Source organism: Pseudomonas sp. GW823-FHT06E10 (assembly GCF_058794995.1).
The window spans coordinates 1-19,017 of record NZ_JBXAHJ010000016.1; the positions used below are offsets into that span (position 1 = coordinate 1).

Annotated in this window: 21 protein-coding genes; 11 read left to right on the forward strand and 10 right to left on the reverse strand. The window is 62.1% G+C overall.

Features of this window, described 5'->3' with window-relative positions; translation table 11 throughout:
* Positions 1-530: 530 nt before the first annotated feature.
* From AC1Q6Y_RS22775 to AC1Q6Y_RS22810, 8 genes are all read right to left on the reverse strand, one after another.
* Positions 531-1,202: a class I SAM-dependent methyltransferase gene (locus AC1Q6Y_RS22775; protein ID WP_090454791.1), complete on the reverse strand. Its 672-nt coding sequence runs from the start codon at positions 1,200-1,202 to the stop codon at positions 531-533.
* 111 nt (positions 1,203-1,313) lie between these two features.
* Positions 1,314-1,532, reverse strand: a complete 219-nt coding sequence (locus tag AC1Q6Y_RS22780; RefSeq protein ID WP_057715420.1) for a DUF4287 domain-containing protein — start codon at positions 1,530-1,532, stop codon at positions 1,314-1,316.
* A 120-nt stretch (positions 1,533-1,652) separates the two neighbouring features.
* Positions 1,653-2,174, reverse strand: a complete 522-nt coding sequence (locus tag AC1Q6Y_RS22785; protein ID WP_150815140.1) for a cytochrome C — start codon at positions 2,172-2,174, stop codon at positions 1,653-1,655.
* 227 nt (positions 2,175-2,401) lie between these two features.
* Positions 2,402-2,923 carry a methylamine dehydrogenase light chain gene (locus AC1Q6Y_RS22790; protein WP_008050506.1) on the reverse strand — a complete coding sequence of 174 codons (522 nt, stop codon included), beginning with the start codon at positions 2,921-2,923 and terminating at the stop codon, positions 2,402-2,404.
* A gap of 18 nt (positions 2,924-2,941) precedes the next feature.
* Complete coding sequence (gene mauD, locus AC1Q6Y_RS22795) at positions 2,942-3,568, reverse strand: methylamine dehydrogenase accessory protein MauD (protein ID WP_090454794.1); 627 nt, start codon at positions 3,566-3,568, stop codon at positions 2,942-2,944.
* Between the two features lie 5 nt (positions 3,569-3,573).
* On the reverse strand, positions 3,574-4,113 hold the full coding sequence (locus AC1Q6Y_RS22800; RefSeq protein WP_102672308.1) for a MauE/DoxX family redox-associated membrane protein: 540 nt from the start codon (positions 4,111-4,113) through the stop codon (positions 3,574-3,576).
* Positions 4,114-4,124: 11 nt separating this feature from the next.
* Positions 4,125-5,273: an amine dehydrogenase large subunit gene (locus tag AC1Q6Y_RS22805; RefSeq protein ID WP_057715416.1), complete on the reverse strand. Its 1,149-nt coding sequence runs from the start codon at positions 5,271-5,273 to the stop codon at positions 4,125-4,127.
* A gap of 363 nt (positions 5,274-5,636) precedes the next feature.
* Positions 5,637-7,118, reverse strand: a complete 1,482-nt coding sequence (locus tag AC1Q6Y_RS22810; protein ID WP_492625200.1) for a sensor histidine kinase — start codon at positions 7,116-7,118, stop codon at positions 5,637-5,639.
* A 339-nt stretch (positions 7,119-7,457) separates the two neighbouring features.
* Between AC1Q6Y_RS22810 and AC1Q6Y_RS22815 the strand changes: the two genes are divergently transcribed.
* The 9 genes from AC1Q6Y_RS22815 (at position 7,458) to feaR (ending at position 15,353) form a co-directional block, all read left to right on the forward strand.
* Positions 7,458-8,621: an acyl-CoA dehydrogenase family protein gene (locus tag AC1Q6Y_RS22815; protein WP_492625201.1), complete on the forward strand. Its 1,164-nt coding sequence runs from the start codon at positions 7,458-7,460 to the stop codon at positions 8,619-8,621.
* A 31-nt stretch (positions 8,622-8,652) separates the two neighbouring features.
* Positions 8,653-9,024: a hypothetical protein gene (locus tag AC1Q6Y_RS22820; RefSeq protein WP_057715413.1), complete on the forward strand. Its 372-nt coding sequence runs from the start codon at positions 8,653-8,655 to the stop codon at positions 9,022-9,024.
* A 3-nt stretch (positions 9,025-9,027) separates the two neighbouring features.
* The gene (locus AC1Q6Y_RS22825; protein ID WP_492625202.1) at positions 9,028-9,498 is read left to right on the forward strand and encodes a nuclear transport factor 2 family protein; all 471 of its coding nucleotides are present in this window, start codon (positions 9,028-9,030) and stop codon (positions 9,496-9,498) included.
* Positions 9,495-10,619 carry an amidase gene (locus tag AC1Q6Y_RS22830; RefSeq protein ID WP_492625203.1) on the forward strand — a complete coding sequence of 375 codons (1,125 nt, stop codon included), beginning with the start codon at positions 9,495-9,497 and terminating at the stop codon, positions 10,617-10,619. Before AC1Q6Y_RS22825 ends, AC1Q6Y_RS22830 begins: the two co-directional genes overlap by 4 nt.
* A gap of 23 nt (positions 10,620-10,642) precedes the next feature.
* Positions 10,643-11,926 (forward strand): aromatic ring-hydroxylating oxygenase subunit alpha, encoded by a 1,284-nt coding sequence (locus AC1Q6Y_RS22835; RefSeq protein ID WP_223503127.1) that lies wholly within the window; start codon positions 10,643-10,645, stop codon positions 11,924-11,926.
* The gene (locus AC1Q6Y_RS22840) at positions 11,923-12,423 is read left to right on the forward strand and encodes an aromatic-ring-hydroxylating dioxygenase subunit beta (RefSeq protein WP_492625204.1); all 501 of its coding nucleotides are present in this window, start codon (positions 11,923-11,925) and stop codon (positions 12,421-12,423) included. Before AC1Q6Y_RS22835 ends, AC1Q6Y_RS22840 begins: the two co-directional genes overlap by 4 nt.
* A 10-nt stretch (positions 12,424-12,433) precedes the next feature.
* Positions 12,434-13,174: an SDR family NAD(P)-dependent oxidoreductase gene (locus AC1Q6Y_RS22845; protein ID WP_218498463.1), complete on the forward strand. Its 741-nt coding sequence runs from the start codon at positions 12,434-12,436 to the stop codon at positions 13,172-13,174.
* Between the two features lie 158 nt (positions 13,175-13,332).
* The gene (locus tag AC1Q6Y_RS22850; RefSeq protein WP_492625205.1) at positions 13,333-14,283 is read left to right on the forward strand and encodes a PDR/VanB family oxidoreductase; all 951 of its coding nucleotides are present in this window, start codon (positions 13,333-13,335) and stop codon (positions 14,281-14,283) included.
* Positions 14,284-14,435: 152 nt separating this feature from the next.
* The gene (gene feaR / locus AC1Q6Y_RS22855; protein WP_218498465.1) at positions 14,436-15,353 is read left to right on the forward strand and encodes a transcriptional regulator FeaR; all 918 of its coding nucleotides are present in this window, start codon (positions 14,436-14,438) and stop codon (positions 15,351-15,353) included.
* A gap of 282 nt (positions 15,354-15,635) precedes the next feature.
* Here feaR and AC1Q6Y_RS22860 read toward each other — a convergent pair whose 3' ends face one another.
* Positions 15,636-16,265: a response regulator transcription factor gene (locus tag AC1Q6Y_RS22860; RefSeq protein WP_053161157.1), complete on the reverse strand. Its 630-nt coding sequence runs from the start codon at positions 16,263-16,265 to the stop codon at positions 15,636-15,638.
* Positions 16,266-16,523: 258 nt separating this feature from the next.
* Here AC1Q6Y_RS22860 and hpaC point away from each other — a divergent pair, with 258 nt between their 5' ends.
* Positions 16,524-17,033, forward strand: coding sequence for a 4-hydroxyphenylacetate 3-monooxygenase, reductase component (gene hpaC, locus AC1Q6Y_RS22865; protein WP_057715405.1), 510 nt, complete (start codon positions 16,524-16,526; stop codon positions 17,031-17,033).
* 474 nt (positions 17,034-17,507) lie between these two features.
* Positions 17,508-17,804: a DUF6124 family protein gene (locus tag AC1Q6Y_RS22870; protein WP_492625206.1), complete on the forward strand. Its 297-nt coding sequence runs from the start codon at positions 17,508-17,510 to the stop codon at positions 17,802-17,804.
* A gap of 193 nt (positions 17,805-17,997) precedes the next feature.
* Here AC1Q6Y_RS22870 and AC1Q6Y_RS22875 read toward each other — a convergent pair whose 3' ends face one another.
* A complete protein-coding gene (locus AC1Q6Y_RS22875) occupies positions 17,998-19,014 on the reverse strand; it encodes a phosphotransferase enzyme family protein (protein ID WP_492625207.1) in 1,017 nt (338 codons plus the stop codon).
* Positions 19,015-19,017: the final 3 nt, after the last annotated feature.

The window sequence follows — 19,017 nt, forward strand, 5'->3', positions numbered from 1 at the left end:
TGTCGCCAATAGCCATGGAGCAAAAAGCGGCATAAACACCGTAACCGGTGTCCGGGATTACTTGACCAGTTCAAGCCTGCTCCCACAGGGATTTGGGTGATTCACAGATTTTGCGTGCAGCCGCTGAACCTGTGGGAGCGAGCCTGCTCGCGAAGGCGGAATGTCAGGCGAAATCGATGTTGAATGTGCCGGCCTCTTCGCGAGCAAGCCCGCTCCCACAGTGATTTGTGCGGTTCGCAGATTTTGCGTACAGCCACTGAACCTGTGGGAGCGAGCTTGCTCGCGATGGCGGAATGTCAGGCGAAATCGATGTTGAATGTGCCGGCCTCTTCGCGGGCAAGCCTGCTCCCACAGGGATTTGGGTGATTCGCAGATTTTGCGTACAGCCGCTGAACCTGTGGGAGCGAGCTTGCTCGCGATGGCGGCATGACAGGCGAAATCGATGTTGAATGTGCCGGTCTCTTCGCGAGCAAGCTCGCTCCCGCAGGGATGTTCGGCGGGGCAAGAACTGTGTGCGATATTAAAGCCACTCAGCGCCGTGGCTCGGCCACCAGCAGCAATGACTGCGGCACGGGGCTTTGCGGGTGCTGTGGCTCCTGCAGGCCGGCCAATGCAAAACCGGCCATGTCCAGAGCATTCAGCCAACTGGACAGGGTGCGGAAATACCATGGCATGGGCTGCCACTGCCCCTTGAAGCCAGAGAAGTTCTCTTCCCGCCAGCCATCCTGGTAGTCGCCCGCCGCAGCCGCCCACGGGTGCAGCGTCTGGATCAGCAGCGCGCCACCCGGGGCGAGCAGGGTGTTCATGGCGGCGAGCAGGGGGATGATGTCCTGATGCAGCAGGGCGAAGTTGGCGCAGATCAGGTTGTAGTCGCGGCCGATGTCGACTTTCGCTTCAGCCAGTTGTTCATAGCTCGCCAAATGCACCCGCGCAGTGCCCGCCGTCCGCGCCGCCTCCACCAGCGTCGCATCGCCATCCACGCCGACCGCATCGATGGCCCGGTCTGCCAACGCACGCAGCAACCAGCCTTCACCGCAACCCAGGTCGAGCACACGCTCGGGCTGGCGACCCAGCACCGCCAGCAGGATGGCCTGGTCGGTGACCTTGAGGCGGCTTTCGATGGTGCCGCTGCGTATGGCGTCGATCCAGGCCCGGGCGTTGTGGTGCCAGCTGTCGAGGAGGGTGGATTCGGGGGCTGACATGGTCGATGTCCGGCGTGATGGGTTGGATGAAAGAATAGGGCAACAGAAGACTTACGGTGGAGCCGGTTTTACCCGGCACCACCGATAGCACAGCAAAGGATGGACCCGCGGCTAGGCGCTTTTGGTGGCGGCCAGATGATAGGCAACCAGCGCATTGGCGTGACCATGACCCATTCCGTGTTCGGTTTTGAGCCAGGCCACCATCTCCATGTGTTTCTTGTCGCTGACAGACTTGAGCAGGTCCAGCCAATGGCTGATCGGCTGCCCGTACTTTTTTTCAATGGACGGGAAGTACGAAGCCGGTCCTTTGGTTTTTGTCTCTTCGGTCACGATGCAAACTCCCTTTTCGATTTTCCAGGTTCGAAAACAGCACCGGTTACGTTACTTATTTGCCGTCAACGCGTCCATCGTCCGGGCGGTTGATGTTGAAGCGGGGCGGGGCAAATGTTCTCAGTAATTCATCCCGTCATCGATCGCGAGGCCTTGGGCACGCATGGCCTTGATCAACTCACCACGGGTGCCGGGCAGGTTGAGCATGGTCTTGGCGCGCAATGTCATGACTTCTTCGGCGGTGTAAGGCTGATAATCGGCCGGCATGCTGCTACCCGCCATGCCGTCTTCGCGCAACAGCCAGTTGAGCAAGTCCGCCAGTTGTGCGTTGTTCAGCGCTGACTGCGACATGCCCGGCACTCGCACGAGGAATTCGCGGCCACCGGGCACTTTCAGGAAGTTACCGACGAAACCTTTCATCCGTGGCGTGTCGTTGGCGGCCGAACCCGTGCCGTCGCCCAGGTGGCAACCGGCGCATTGCAGCTGGTAGTTCACGCCGACGCTGTAACCGGCCTGGGCAATCGGGGTTTGAACATCTTCGTTGCCCGGCGCATGGCTCTGCGCCGGGTCGGGAATTGCCCGGGCGAAAGCGAGCGGGGCGCTCAGGGCGCAGACGAGACCGAGCAATATCAAACTACGCATGTAATCCAACTCCGCTGATGACCGGTTTGGCACCTGTTGTAGGAGCGAGCTTGCTCGCGAAGGACGTCAACGATAACGCGGGCTATCTGGTTTAACGCGTCGCCCTTGAGTTCTTCGCGAGCAAGCTCGCTCCTACAGGTACACACACACACAAAGCAGTAAAAAAAGAAAAGCAGCCACAGAAAAAAAGCGCCGATTGCGCGAGCAACCGGCGCAAAGCGCGTTCTTTAAACGGCGACGCCGCGGATGACCGAAACGGTGCAGTGGTAGATGTGCGATTTGGCGGCCAGGCACCAGTTCACATCGTTGTTGTTGAACGGGCGGTAGGCCGGTTCTTCACTGTCGTTACGGGTACAGGCGCACTGGGCGCAGCTTTGCTTACCGCAGCAGTCGTTGTACGAAATGATGTAGTCCTTGCCGTCGGCCGGGTTGCGGCAGGTGCCGATCCAGGTCACTTGCGAGGCTTCGGTGCCTGGTGGGCAGGACGTCACCGACCCACCGCAGCAGCTGCACAGAAACCCGTCGATGGAGCAGTAGCGCCAGTAGTCGCAGCTGTTCGGATCGCCCGGGTCGCCGGCCTGCGCAGGCTCCGCGGCCAGGGCCTTGCTGGTGCGGTCCAGCGGCAGCAACAGGGGCAGGGCGGCACCGGCCACCATCAGCGAACCCATGCGTGCCAGCAGTTTGCGGCGCGAAGTGGTGTCGGCGACACGGCGGGACGAACGCTCAAACAACAGATCCAGCAGTTTCATAAAGGTCTCCCTGCCTTATCAGTGGCTATGGCCGTGGCTGTGGTCGTGATCGTGGGTGTGCGGTTGGGCATTGAGGTACTGCTGCAGCGTTGCGTGCTTCAAATGCTCGACTTCGAACAGGCTGTCCAGGTGCTCGCGGGAGTTGACCAGACCCTTGGCACGCAGGGTGCCGGCCTTGTCGATCAGCGCGGCGTACGGCAGCTTGCCGATCTGGTAGGTCATGCCCACTTCCGGACCGACCACGTAGGTGGCGTCTTCGAGTTTGTGTTCGCGGATCAGCGCTTGCTGGGCGTCCATGTCGCCATCGCTGACGAACACCACATCGAGGCGGTCCGATTGCTCCTTGGCGATGGATTTGATCGCTGGCAGCAGCGACTTGCAGATCGGGCAGGTCGGCGAGAGGAAGAACAGCAATTGCGATTTCTCGCCGGCGTAACCGAAGTTCACCGGGCGACCGTGACGGTCGCTGGCGGTGACTTGCGGCGCGGGTTCATTGACCGCCACCCCTTTGTCGACCATCAGCGCGCCAGCCGGGGCGAGACGACCGTGCAGCACGCCGATCTGCCGCACCAGGCCCATGACGACAAACGCCACGGCCACCAGCAGCACCCAGAGCAGAACGTTGGAAACAATCAAGCCTTCCATTTCGATTACCTACCAATCAATTTGAGCAGAAGAGGGGAGTTCGCCAGCAGCCCATCGGCGGCGGCGTAGATGAGCAGCGCAACTGCGGCGGCAGCCAGGGTCACGAAGCCATCGAACAGGTTGAGGTCGCGGGCAACCGGCGCCACGCTGGCCACCAGCGCCAGCGCTATCAGTGCGCTGTTACGTGCCAGCAGCACCGGACGCAGCGGCTGTGCCTGGTCGGGACCGGCGCAACCGCAGTCGATGTCCGCGCGACCGCGCCACAGGTTGATGCCGATGGCGGCGGCGTACAGGGCCAACAGGCTGGCGGCGCTCAACGCGGCGTAACCACGGCTGACCGGTACCAGCAGGGCAAAGGCAATGGCCAGTTCCAACAGCGGCACCCACCGTGCCGTCGGGCGCACCAGCGCCTCGGGCAGCAGTTGATAGTCCGCCAGTTGCCGGGCGAAGCGGGCCGGCGCGCGTAACTTGTGGGTCGCGGCGCTGGCCAGCAACACCGCGATGGCGATGGCGCTGGCAATGATGAAGATCGGATCTGTGTGCATGGCCGAACCTCTTAGTAGCTCAGGACCTGAGTCGCGGTTTTGGCGACTTTCGGCATGCTGCCGGTGAGCTTGTTGGTCTTCAGATCGAAAATCTGCAAACCGCCTTCCACGTCGGTGCCGAGCAACAACGGCTTGTCGTCGCCGGTTGCCTGCATGCTCCACACCGGAACCGGGGCTTCCAGTGTCGCCACCTTCTTGTGGGTCTTGAGGTCAAACGCCCAGATCAGCGGGCTCGGGTCTTCCCACTTCATCGGTTCGTGGGCGTCGTGCATCAGCACGTACAGGCGGTCCAGCTTCGGCGCCACGGCCATCATCTGCCAGCCACCCGGCGCCCAGCCGGCCTTCTTGTCTTCGTCGGAAACCAGCGACCAGGACGGCAGGACCTTCGGCGCATCACCGGCGAAATCCACCGGGCGTACGGTGCCGGTCGTGGTGGTGAAGTAGTAGGTGTCGCCGACGTTGACGGCGCGCTCTACCAGTTTTTCCGCGTTCGGATCAAAGAACGGCGTGCGGCTGCGCGCGGTTTCCTGGCCCTGATCGTTGAGGGTCACCACTTGCAGGCTGCCGTCGCCGCACAGCGAGGCGAAGCGGCGGTTACCGACCGGGTAGTTGAGCACGCAACCGGGGATGGCGATTTCCGTGGCAACCGCCTTGGTCTGGGTATCGACCACGGTCACCGACGTCGACGGGGTGAAGTTGTAGACGTAGACGAACTTGTCGTCGCCGCTTGGCTTGAGCGCATAACGCTGGGTCAGCGATTCGGCGCGCTTGTTTGGAATCAGCACTTCCCAGGCCGGCGACAGGGTCGAACTGTCCCACGCGGTGAGCACGTCGGTGCGGGTGCCGCGGGTGCCGCGGGAATACCAGATGTCCGCACTATAGATGGTTTTTTTGTCGTGACTGAGGGTCGACGGCGCTGCGAAACCGGTCGGCACCATGCCGAGGATGCGCTTCTGGTCCGGGTCGACCACGGTCACGCGGCCAGCCACAAAGCTGTCGAACTCGACGTCGATGACAAACGCGCGGTGAGCTTCGGGTGGAAACGCCAGAACGGTCTGGCCAATCGTACCGGCGGGTAGATCCGCGTGGGCACTGTTCAAACCGAGTACAAGCAGGCTCAGGCCTAGCGCTGACTGTACGGAGATCCTGTTTGTTCGCATAAGGGGAACTTCCTGAATTGTTGGTAACGCGGATCGCGGGTGCTTTGGCAGATTTTTACCCTTTGATTCTGCCGTGCCCCGAGATCGGGAGAATTGCCCTGCCTGCCAAGTGTTTGTGTGTCTGTGCCAGTGTCATGAAACTGGCTGCACAATCTGATAAGGCGGGGGTTTGACTGGCGTCAGAGGTGGGAAGGGCGAAGCTGCATTTGTGGCGAGGGGGCTTGCCCCCGTTGGGTCGCGAAGCGGCCCCAGCATTTGCCAGTCACACCGTGCCAGCAGGTTTTGCGGCTGCTGTGCAACCGAACGGGGGCAAGCCCCCTCGCCACAGGATTTGTGTATGTCAGACCACAGTAGTGGTGCAGGTCAGGCGGGATTGGCGAGGGGAAGGGAGAAGGTAAACACCGCGCCGCACGGCTCCAGGTTTTGCGCCCAGATATCGCCACGGTGGCGGCCGATGATGTTCTTGCACAGCGCCAGGCCGATGCCATTGCCACTGACCTTGGACGAGAAAAAGCCGTCGAACAGCTTCTCCTGCGCCTGGGCCTGGATGCCGCGACCACAATCTTCGATGCGCACCAGGGCCACATCGTTCTCGCGACTGGCGTGGATACGCAACAGGCGTCGTTCAGTGGGCAGGTCGGCCATTTCTTCAATCGCGTTGAAGGCCAGGTTGAGGATCACCTGGCCGATCAGGACTTTCTCGCAACTGACCTGCAGCGGTTCCGGCGCGGTGACTACTTCCACGCGCACCAGGCTCGGATCGGCCCGCAGGCTGATGAAGTAGCGGGTTTCGCGCAGCAGCTCATTAAGGTCGACCAGCTCTTCAGTCTGCTCCAGCTTGACCACGTAATCGCGCACGCTCTTGATGATCACCGAGGCATGCTCGATTTGCCGCACGGCGCTCTGCAAACCCCAGGCGACGCCTTGATCGGTTTCCCCCGTGTTGCCCAGGCGAATCACTGCGCCTTCAATAAAGTTGCGGGTCGCCGCCAATGGCTGGCTCAGCTCGTGGGCGATGGCCACGGCCATTTCGCCCATGGCGTTGTAGCGCGCCAGGTACTCGAGTTTCTGTTCGCTGACCCGCCGCGCCTCTTCGGCCTGCACCTGCTCGGTCACGTCGCGGAACAGCAGCAGATGGCCGACCAGATCGTCCTCGATCTCGATGTAGCGGCAGGTTGCGTCATGCCAGCGCCATTCGCCGTCCCGGCGCTGCACCTTGTAGTGCACGTTGAACGGCGCGTGCTCCGGCGTCTCATGGGCGAACTGTTGCAACAAGCGCTGACGCGAAGCGTCGTCGCACCAGGCCAGGAAGTTCTCGCCCATCAGCTGGTGCACTTCGCTGTCGAGCAGGTGCGCGCCGGAGTCGCTGATAAAACCTATATCGCCCTCGGGGCCGAGCACCGCCACACCTTCGGCCAGGTCCTGCATGAAGGCCTTGAGCCGGCTCTCGAAACGCTTGAGGTCGCGCTTGACCTTGTCCTCTTTGGAAATGTCACGGAACTGCACCATCAACACATCGCGACCGTCCAGGTGCACCAGGGTCGCCACCGCCTCGGAAAGAATCTCCACCCCTTGCTTGGAGCGATAGCACCACTCGATGGTCCGTTGCCCGGTGCGCGCGGCCCTTTCGAGCCAGCGTAAACCTATGGAACGCCGGTATTTCGGCGCATCGCGGGTCATGTCGGAGGCCTTCAGCGGCGTCAGTTCCTCCAGGGTAAAGCCCAACGCCGCCAGGGCAGCGGCGTTGGCCCAGAGAATTTCCTTGGTGTGCGCGTCATGAAGAATGATGCACAGCGGCATGGCTTCGATCAGCGCATAAAAGTCGTTCGGTTTTGGCTGGTACATCGCACGGCCCCTGGCGGCAGAGATTTGCAGTATGGCGTTTTATACCTGCTCGCACAGCGGGATGCGCTCAGAGGTTACCGGTGTGGGTCTAGGGGTTTTCTTTAGCGAGGGGGCTGCACGCACCAATAGTGGCGGCCGGATGCGGTTTTTACACTGGACCGCAATGCAAGGGTGACCACGCCGATTCCCTGTAGGAGCGAGCCTGCTCGCGATGAACCTGAGAGCGCCACGGGGTGCCAGGTTTCCAGCGTCATCGTTGACGACCATCGCGAGCAGGCTCGCTCCTACAACGGGGCATGCGTGTAGCCCCACTAACAATAAACAAAACGGAGAATGCCCATGCTGCGTTCAGCGGTTGCGCAACAAGACGCATCGATCGGCGTTGACGAGAATGTCGTCGACAGCCAGGCCTTTGCGCAGGTACTGGATGAAGTGCGCCGGCGCCGCGAAGAATTCGATGCTGGCTCCCACGTGCCACGGGACATGATCGAGCGCTTCAAACAAGTGGGCATCTACCGTGCCGCCACGCCGAAATGCTTCGGTGGCGACGCCCTGGCACCGCACCTGTTCCTGCAAATGATCGAACGCATCTCCGAAGCCGACGGCTCGGCGGGCTGGGTGGCCAGCTTCGGCAGCGCCGGTGTCTACCTGGCTGCTTTACCTCGGGAAACCCTCGCTGAACTCTACGCCGAAAGCCCTGACCTGGTGTTCGCTGGCGGCCTGTTCCCCTTGCAACCGGCCGAGGCCGTAGAAGGCGGTTATCAGGTCAGCGGCACCTGGAAATTCGCCAGCGGCTGCAAAGGCGCGGACCTGTTGGGCGTTGGCATCGGCGCCGCTGGCGGCAAGCCGCGCACCGCGGTGTTCCGCCCGGAGCAGGTAGACATCGTCGAGAACTGGGAAGTGGTTGGTCTCAAAGGCACCGGCAGCCATGACCTGCGGGTGACCGATAAACGCGTTGACGAGCGCTGGACGTTCATCCGCGGCGGTGCCTCGACCATCGACGAGCCGCTGTTCCGCTATCCATCGATCGCCTACGCCGCGCAAGTGCTGGCGGTGGTCAACCTCGGACTGGCCCGTGCCGCGCTGGACGAAATCAGCCGCATGGCGGGTGGCAGCGGCATCACCGGCGCGCCGAAATTGTCCGACCGCGCTTACGTGCGCATCGAGATCGCCAAGGCTGAAGCCAAGCTCAGCGCTGCGCGCGGTTTCTTCTACAACGCCACCGAACAGGTGTGGAACTCGATCCTGGCCGGTAACCCGGTCACGCCGGAGCAGACCAGCCTGTTGCGCCTGTCGGCCATTCATGTGTCCCAGGCCGGTGCCGAGGTGGTGCAGAGCGCCTACGGCCTGGCCGGCACCACCGCCATTTACCTGCGCCATCCGCTGCAACGCTATCTGCGCGACTCGATGGTGGTGACCCAGCACGCCTTCCTCAGCGAAGGCCTGTACGACGGCGCCGGCTCGGTGTTCCTCGGCGTACCGCCGTTCCCGGGCTACATCTGAATCCCCATTACTTTTTCAAGGAACCACACCCATGTCGCAAACCACCCAAGAGCCATTGCGCGTCGTCTTCTGCATCGGCATCACCCAGAACTTTTTCGACCTGCCCACCGGCGAAGGCCTGAGCGTGTGGAAAGGCTTCAGCCAGATGATGGGTGACCTTGGCGCGATGCCCGGCATCACCGTGCTCGGCGCGATGGATGACGACCGCCTGATGGTCGGCCCGTCCACCACCTCGCCCTGGACCGTGTACATCATGGCCGACGTCGACTGCCACCAGTCGGTGATCGACGCCTGCAACCTGTTCCGCACCACACCGGTTGGCCAATACAGCCTGTGGCGCTACGCCAAGATCGAAGCGCGCATCGGTCGTCCGCTGACCATTCCTGACGCGGCCAAGGTGTAAGTCATGAACGAGGCCTTGCTGCAGCGTCTGGCGACGCTCGAAGGGGAAAGCGCAGTGCGCCGTTTGATGGCGCACTACATGGACCTGTGCGATGTGCCGCGGGCGGCGATTCATCTCGACCAGTTGGCGCAGTTGTTCACCGAGGATGCGGTCTGGGAAGGCCTCGGCACACAGACCGCGAAGACCTTCGGTCAACACCGTGGACGTGAGGCGGTGGCGGCGTTTGTCGGCGGTTATCTGCCGCCGTCCAACCACTTCAAGCTGAACCTGCATTACCTCACCAGCGAGTCGATCGTGGTCGACGGCAAGGCGGCGCAGGGGCAGTGGATCATGCAGCAGATTTCCACCTACGCCGATGGCCGCAATGAGTTGTTCGGCACGCGCCTGAACATCGATTTCCGTTGTGTCGACGGCGTCTGGCTGATCGCGCATTTCCGCACGCAACGCTTGTTCAATTCGGAGCTGAGCGCATGAGTACTTTCATCAGCGAATTCCTCCTCGGTGGCAACGGCAAGCGCGTCGCCATCAAGGACTCCATCGACATCGCCGGCCATCCGACCCGCTCAGGCAGCCGTGCGTTCGCCGATGCACCGGCGGCGACGCAAAACGCCGAGGTGGTCGATGCGATCCTCGATGCTGGCTGGCAGATCGTTGGCAAGACCAACCTGCATGAACTGGCGTTCGGCGTGACCGGCATCAACGACTGGACCGGCACTCCGATCAATCCGCAAGCGCCGGACCGTGTGCCTGGCGGCTCGTCCAGCGGTTCGGCTTCGGCGGTCGCGGCAGGCCTGGCGGACATCGCCATCGGCACCGACACCGGTGGTTCGGTGCGGGTGCCGGCAGCGTGCTGCGGGATTGCCGGGCTCAAGCCGACTTATGGTCGCGTCAGCCGTGTGGGTGCGCATCCGTTGGAGTCGAGCCTCGATTGCGTCGGGCCGTTCGCCAAAAGCATGGACGACCTGATCGCCGCGATGCAGGTGATCTGCCCGGGGTTTTCCGCTCAAGGCCTGCCAGGCGACGGCGCCAGGGTCGGCTTTCTCGAGGTGGCCTGTGATTTGCACCTGCAAGCCAGCCTGGGTGCCGCCGCGGACCGCGCCGGATGGCGTCGCAGCAACCTGCACCTGAGCGAATTCGAAGCAGCGTTTGCCGCCGGCCTGACCGTGATCAATTTCGAAAACTGGGCGGCGTTCGGCCACTTGACCGGCAAGGGCCTGATCGGCGCCGATGTGGAAACACGCTTGCTGGCGGCCAGCCGCACCACGCGCGAAGAACTGGCCCAGGCCGAATCCGTGCGCACGCGGTTCACCCAACAGGTGGATGCAGCACTGGAAGACTTCGCCGTATTGCTGTTGCCGACACTGCCAACCTTGCCGCCAACCCTCAGCGAAGCCCGCGCTGGCAGCAAAGCCGTGGCCGGCATGACCCCGCTGGTGCGGCCTTTCAACCTCAGTGGTCACCCCGCGCTGACGGTGCCGGTGGAACTCGATTGCGGCGGGCTGAAAGTCGGCCTGCAAATCGTTGGCCGCAAAGGTCAGGACGAACTGGTCTGCGCCTTTGGTGCGCAGCTGCAAGCCTCTACCACTCAATCATAAAAAGAAGCCATGAGGAGAACCGCATGAGCACTCATGAATATCAGCTGATCGCAACGTCGAAAAGCCCCGAAGACCTGGTCCGGCATGACCGCGTCGACGTCTCGCTGTACAACGATCCGGCGCTGTTCGAAGCCGAGCTGGACAAGATTTTCTACCGCACCTGGGTGTGGGTTGCCCACGAAAGCGAAGTGCGCAATAGCGGCGACTTCAAGACCGCCACCATCGGCCGCCGCCCGGTGATTGTGGTGCGCGACAAGAAGAACAACATCAACGTGCTGGAAAACCGTTGCCGGCACCGTGGCGCCACCGTGTGCGAGAAGCACAAGGGCAACGCCACCGGTTTCACTTGCCCGTACCACAGCTGGTCCTATGGCCTGGACGGCAAGCTGCGTGCGCTGCCGTATCCGGACGGCTACGAAGGCATTCTGGAAAAGTCGGAATTGCCGCTGACCAGCCTGCGCGTCGAGAGCTACGCCGGCATGGTGTTCGCCAGCTACAACGACGAGATCGAACCGCTGGAGGACTTCCTCGGCGGCGCGAAACACTGGATGGACCTGTTCATGAAGCAGGGCGCCGGCTACCCGATCAAGACCCAGGGCGAACACAAGTTCAGCTTCAAGGGCAACTGGAAGATCCAGCTGGAAAACACCACCGACGGCTATCACTTCCCGATCGTGCACAAGTCGTTCATGTCGTCGGTGGATGAAGAAACCTCGGAAATGCTCTCGTTCATGACCGACGAACAAGCCGTGACCCACTCCCTGGGCAACGGCCACAGCGTGATGGTGATGGTGCCGGAGCACGTCGACCTCGATCACGACGACGGCACCGAGCAGTTGCAGGAGCGCTTCGCCCATGTGACCGAAGAACTGTCGAAGACCCTGCCGGCCGATCAGGTCCGTCGCATCGTGCGCTCGCTGCACGGCGCCGGTTTCAACCTGAACCTGTTCCCCAACGTGGCGATGTCGATGTCGTTCTTCCGCGTGCTGCGCCCGGTGTCGGTCACCGAAACCGAGATCCGCCACGTGGCCCTCGGCATGGACGGCGGCCCGGAAGTCGCCAACCGCGAACGCATGCGCATCCACGAACACTTCCAGGGCCCGTTCGGTTTCGGCAGCCCTGACGATGCCGAAGCCTGGGACCGCGTGCAGCGCGGCTCGTACGCCGGCGTCGATGCGCCGATCCTGGTCAACCGCGGCTTGAACCGCGAAATCACCGCTGAAAACGGCGACAAGGTCAGCCACGCCACCGACGAAGGCGGCATGCGCGGTGCCTACGACATGTGGAAAAGGATGATGAGCCAATGAGCAATCACGACACCCTGAACGGTTTTTCCGGCCCCTTGGCCCAGGCCATCGAGTTCATCTGGCGCGAAGCCGAACTGCTCGACCACAAGAACTACGCCGAATGGGCAACCTTGTGGAGCGCAAGCGGCAAGTACATCGTGCCGATCGACCCGGACACCGAAGATTTCGAAGCGACCCTCAACTACGCCTACGACGATGCGCGCATGCGTGACCTGCGCATCGAACGCCTGACCGCCGGCTACTCGCCGTCGGCGGTGGACGCGGCTAAAACCATTCGCACGATCTCGCGTTTCCGCCTGGTGGAAGCGGCCGGCGATATCGTCGAAGTCAATTCGGCGCAGCTGCTGTACGCCTACAAGCGCGGCGTGCACACGCCGTTCGTGGCCGACCTGAACCACCGTATCCGCTTCGCCGACGGCGTGCCGACCCTGGAGCGAAAAGTGGTGCGCCTGATCAACTCCACCGACAGCCTGAGCGCGCTCGGCTTCCTTTTGTGAGGGCAACATCATGAGTCGAGTAGCCCTCGTAACGGGTGCCTCGCGCGGACTGGGCGAATGCATCGCCCGCCGTCTGCACGCAGCCGGTTATCGCGTCGGCCTGGCGGATGTGCGCCTCGATGGCGTGCAGCAACTGGCTTTGGAACTCGATGGCAGCGGCGCCAGCGCCGTGGCCATCGAGCTGGATGTGCGCAGCAAGGCCGACTTTCAACGTGCCCGCGATGTGCTCGCCGAGCGCTGGGGCGGCACCGACATTCTGGTGAACAACGCCGGTGTGTCGAAAGTCGCCGCGCTGATGGACATCACACCAGAAGAATTCGACGAGTCGATGGCGATCAACCTGCGCGGCACCTTCGTGGCCTGCCAGGTATTCGGCGCGCACTTCGCCGAGCGCGGCTTCGGTCGCATCGTCAACATTGCGTCCCTGGCCGGGCAGAACGGCGGCACCGCCACCGGCGCGCATTACGCGGCGGCCAAGGGTGGCGTGGCGACCCTGACCAAGGTCTTCGCCCGTGAATTGGCGCCCCAGGGCGTGACGGTCAACAGCATCTCGCCAGGTCCGCTGGACTTGCCGGTGGTACGCGAAACCGTGGCTCCGGAGCGTCTGGAACAGATCCTGAAGATGATCCCGGCCGGCACCCTCGGTGACCCAACGTTCATCGCCGACAGCGTGTTGCTGCTGATCGCCGAGAACGCCACCTCGGTAACGGGTGCGTGCTGGGACATCAATGGCGGTTTGTTCATGCGCTGAGCAGCAGAAAAATGCCCCCTGTAGGAGCGAGCTCGCTCGCGATGGTCGCCAACGATAACGCGGGAAACCTGACACCCCGCGTTGTTCTCAGGTTCATCGCGAGCAGGCTCGCTCCTACAAGGGGCAGTAAACCAAAACAACAGTATTCAGGTGATGCAATGATGAAGGTGAAGATCGAAAGGATCGTCGACGAAGCGCTGGATATCCGTTCCTTTCGCCTCGTGCGCAGTGACGGCCAGCCGCTCGACACCTATGAACCGGGTGCCCACGTCGACCTCACCGGCCCGACCGGGGTGACCCGCCAGTACTCGCTGTGCAGCCCGCCGCAGGATCGCCGTGCGTATCTGGTGGCGGTGAAGAAAGAAGCGCAGTCGCGCGGTGGTTCGCTGGCGTTGCACGAGCAAGTGGAAGAGGGCATGGAGCTGGAAATGGGCGCGCCGCGCAACCTGTTCCGTCTCGATGACAGTGCCCGCGAACACGTGCTGTTCGCCGCCGGTATCGGCGTGACGCCGCTGTTGAGCATGGCTTATCGACTGGCGGAAAGCGGCCAGCCGTATCGTTTGCATTACTTCGCCCGTTCGGCGCAGTACGCGGCGTTTACAGAGCTGTTGGCGACGAAGTTCGCCGCCCACGTGGAATTTCATTACGGCGTAGAGCCGGCGGATCTGGACGGCGCGTTGAGCGAATGCCTGGCGCGTGCCGGCAGCGTCGCTCACGTCTATACCTGCGGCCCGGCACCTTTCATGAACAAAGTGGTGGAAGTGGCGTCCCGCAGTCGCTCTGACGATTCGATTCACCTTGAACACTTTGCCGCAGACCCGGCCGCCAACAGCGCCCCGGCCGGCACGTTCGAAGTGGAGCTGGCCAGTTCCGGCGTGGTGCTGCAGGTGCCGGCCAACGCCAGCCTGGTCGACGTGTTGCAGGCCCACGGTTGCGACATCGACACCGAGTGCCGCGAAGGCATCTGCGGCACCTGCATCGTCGAGGTACTGGACGGCGTGCCGGAGCACCGCGACAACTGCCTGTCGAACAAGGAAAAGGCGTCCAACAAACAGATTTGCGCGTGTGTATCACGGGCGCTTTCCGCTCGTCTGGTATTGGACATTTAACCCGTAGGTCGACTGGAAAGCTTGGGCCGGAGCCTGTTGAATGGGCGCCCGGCGGCCGTCGAAGGAGGAGATGGCTACAGAAATAACCGTTTTGACGAACCGCTCGATGAAGCGGTCGAAAAATAACAACAAAAACGTGAGGCTTTGCGGACATGATTACAGCATCGACGGTGCGCAACGAGGCGTTCGAAAGTTGGTTGAGCCAGGTGAACCAGGCCTGTGGGCGTTTCGATGCCCGGGCGCTGGACACCGATTTCTACGGCGAACTGGCGGAATTTCGCAGCGGTGCGATCAACCTGAGTGTGGTCGACATGGCGCACGTGCATTTGTACCGCACCAGCAAGGACGTCAGCACCAGCAGCGACGGCCACTACTACGCGGTGTTCCAGATGCGCGGCAGCTCGCAACTGGAGCAGGGCGACAACCGCGCGCAACTGGGCTGTGGCGACATCGCCCTGATCGACGCCAGCCGTCCGAGCGACATGATCTACAACGACGATTGCCGACAGCTGTCGCTGATTCTTCCGCGCCAGGTGGTCGAGCGGGGTTCGCACTTAAATACCGTCAACTGCGCCACGCGCATCGCGGCCGGCAGCCCCCTGGCGGCGATGGCCAACAAGCTGGTGCTGGACACCCGCCAGCAGGAGGGGCTGGACATGCAGGAAAGCGAGGCCGTGCTCGATGCCCTGGCCAGCCTGTTGCTGCCGGGCATCAGCGCCCGGGACGGCGGTGCTGACGCCCATGAGCGGCAATTTCGCAAGATCATCGCCTTCATCGACGCCCACCTCAGCGACGAAGAATTGTGCCCCGAGCTGATCGCCCGTGAAGTCGGGATTTCCGTGCGCGGCCTGTACCGGATGTTCTCCAAGCGCGGCCTGGTGGTGGCGCAATACATCAAGCACCGCCGCCTGGATTTCTGCGCCGAAAACCTGCGCCGCGCCGATGTCGAGCAGAAGCTATCGGCACTGTGTTATGCCTGGGGCTTCTCGGATTCGAGCTACTTCTCGTCGGCGTTCAAATCGCGCTTTGGCGTGTCGCCGGGGGCTTATCGCAAGCGCTATAGCTGCTGAATTCGATGTTGAATGGGCTGGCCCCATCGCGAGCAAGCTCGCTCCCACAGTGGATCTGCGGTGAACACAAAGTCTGTGTACGACCGGGATCAACCTGTGGGAGCGAGCTTGCTCGCGAAAGCGGTATGTCAGTCGCCAGCGATGTTGGATGTGCCGACCCCATCGCGAGCAAGCTCGCTCCCACAGTGGATCTTCAGTGAACACGAAGTTTGTGTACGACAGAGATCAACTTGTGGGAGCGAGCTTGCTCGCGATGGCGGCCTCATGACCGCTGCAAATCACTCAGTGCCGCACCGGCTCATCCACCGGTAAATGCAGCACCTCGCGCACCAGCATGGCGATGCTGGACACACCCATCTTTTCCTTGATCTTGGTGCGGTGCACATCAACGGTCTTCACGCTGATGTTGAGCTCCCGGGCAATCACCTTGCTGGCCTTGCCATCGATCACCAGCATCAACACTTCCCGCTCACGGCTGGTCAGCAGTGCCAGTTTGCCTTGCAGGTTCTGACGCTGCTGCTGATCGGCCTGGGCGTGTACGGCGGTCTTCAGCGCGGCCTGGATGCGGTCGATCATCTGCTGCGGGTTGTAGGGCTTCTCGACGAAATCCAGCGCGCCGTTCTTCATCGCCGTGACCGACATCGGAATATCGCCATGGGCCGAGACGAAAATGGTCGGCAGGGTGCTGCCGCGCTGGTTGAGGATTTCCTGCAACTGGAAACCGCTGGTCTCCGGCATGCGCACGTCGAGCACCAGGCAGGCGGGCTGCTTGGGGTCGTACTGGCTGAGGAACTCTTCGGCGCCGGCAAAGCACTGCGCCTGCACGCTCACCGACTCCAGCAACCAGGCCAGTGAGGTTCGCAGGTCCTTGTCGTCGTCAACGATATAAACAATCGGTTTTCGGATTTCCATCGGGGCTGCCACGATAATTTCTAATTATTGTTTTCGCACGCGAACGCGCGGCACGCATCGGCTCATCGTTCTGGAGCCTGTATGCAGAATACCCACTGTGGCCGGCCCTTGCGATAAAGAAACCACCTAGTCGACTAGCGGAAACCCAACCCTGCCATGGGGATCGTCAGAATGGTTGCGGCGCACCCGCAGCCTTAGTCTTGTTCCATCACCTACGGGCCGCCAGATAGCGGTCCTCCTGAAGGAAGGGGCATCGACATGGCCGACCTGAGCCAGCAGCAAATCGACTTTCGCAACGCCATGGCGCAGCTGCCTGCCGCGGTGAACATCATCACCACCAACGGCCCCGGCGGTCGTTGCGGCATCACCGCCAGCGCCGTGTGCTCGGTGACCGACTCGCCACCCACCGTGCTGGTGTGCGTCAACCGCAACAGCGCCACCCACGACGTGTTCCGCACCAACGGCCATCTGTGCGTCAACGTGCTGTGTGGCGAGCAGGAAGAACTGGCCCGTCATTTCGCCGGCATGACCCAGGTGCCGATGGCCGAGCGTTTTGCCTGGGACCTGTGGGACGACGGCGCGGCCGATGTGCCGGTGCTGCGCGATGCCCTGGTGCAGCTCGAAGGGCGGATCAGCGAGTGCAAGGAAGTGGGGTCGCATTCGGTGATGTTCGTGGAACTGACGAAGGTGGGCGTGCGCGAGCCGCGCGACAGCCTGGTGTATTTCAACCGGTTGTTTCATCGCGTTGAGCATGCCAGCGCGGCTTGATTGAGACCGCGTTATCGTTCTTCGCGAGCAAGCTCGCTCCCACAGGAATCTGTAGTGAACACAAAGTTTGTGTACGACTGAGATCAACTGTGGGAGCGAGCTTGCTCGCGATGGCGGTGCCAGTTTGGAATGCATGTTTAACGGCTGTAGGAGTAATTTCCTGCAAGCCACAACGCCTTGCGTCATTGCCTACAGCTACGCCAGAATCCGCCGGCTTGTGCGCCCTGGAGGCCATCGGTAACTTGGTCCGCGTCACTGATTCCCAGTGATCGGGTTTAGCAGCCCGTGGTATTTGAAGGTCGTACGAGTGTCCGTCAGGCAGGTATTCCATACCTGCATTTGATGGTGGCTGTGCGTAGGGCGTCCTTGGGCGCGCCGGCTTTCTTCTTTTCCCCGGTCTGCTAACCTGCGTACAGCCGCCACCCCCTCGTTTAGCAGCGACGGCGTGGCTGCATCACAACGGAAAAGAACATCATGTTCAAGGTTACGCCTGATCCACCAGACAACGATTCCTGCCCCAACCCGGCCGCTCACATCATGGCCACCTCGCACAAACCCTCCACACTGTTCACCATCAACCCCGACATCAACACCGAAACCCTGCTGGCCCACGCCTGCGAATCGCTGGCCTCGGCGAGCGTCATGGCCAATGACCTGGCGGGTTTTCTGCAAGGCACGCACCGCAACACCCTGCTGGGCATCGCGCAAGTCATCATGCTGGGGGAGTTGGCGGTGAGTCGGGCGCTGGATCAGGTCGATCGGCCCGGTTAACCACTAAACACTGTGGGAGCGAGCTTGCTCGCGATAGCGGAGTATCTGTCAGCAATGATGCTGGATGTGATGACCCCATCGCGAGCAAGCTCGCTCCCACAGTGGATCGTCGTCGAACACAAGTTCTGAGTTCACTGAAATCCAGTGTGGGAGCGACGGTGCGGCGATCCGACCTGCTCGCGATTTCGATGTATCAGGCCTGCAAATACTCCCGAGCCAACAAGCAAGCCCGCTCAATCAGCATCGGCGCCATTTCAATCGCTGTCGGCGTGCCCTGGCGGGTGTGAACCCAGCCCAGGTACGTGGTGCCACGCAGCATCAGGAACAACGCCAGTGTCTTGCGATCCGCCTCGGTCAGCGGCTTGACCGCGTTGTAGCCGTCGAGCAGCGCCGTCTTGATCTGATCAAAGCGCGGGTCATCCAGGCAGAAGTACAAGGCAGTGGCCAACTCGAACATGTGCCAGCCGAACCCCGCATCGTCGAAGTCGATCAGGCGCAGTTGCGGGCCCTCGATCAGCAGGTTCTCAGGCACCAGATCCGCGTGAATCATGCCGAAGTTGCCCAGGTGCCGACCGTACTGGCGCAAGTCCTTGCGCGCCGTACGCCGGGCCTGTTGCAGCAGATCCCGTTGCTCGTCGCTCAGCTGCTCCAGCTCCCAGAAACGCCCCCAGAACGGATTGGCGCCGATCAGGCCTTCTTCATCCCAGGCATGCCGGACAAACTCGTCCGGTTGCTGCCAATCCGCCGAATGCAGGTGGATACGCGCGGCAATCGCCCCCGCCTCATTGAACAGGAAATCGATCTCCGTATCGGCCTGCACACCCGCCTCGGAAGTACCGGCGGTGGCACCGGGCAGCCAGGCGAGCATGTCGATGTGACGCGCCTCGCCGATGGCCTGGTGGGTGACTTCGATCAGATGGCTTTCATTCTGTGCGCGGATAATCTGCGGCACGGTAATACCTGCGCTGGCCAGGGCTTCCATCCATTGCAGCTCGGAACGCAGTGCGGCCTCGCAGTGATAACCATTGCGATGGATGCGCAGGGCGACGCGCTGACCGTCGTGGCGGCGGGCCGAGAACACTGCGTTCTCGCGAAACTTCACCAGTTCAATGTCGGCGAATTCGCCGTTCCACTGTTGCAGGGCATGGCGCGCCAGTTCGTGCAGACGGATTACTTGCTGGTCATGGGGCAGGGTGTGGAATTCAGTCATGGC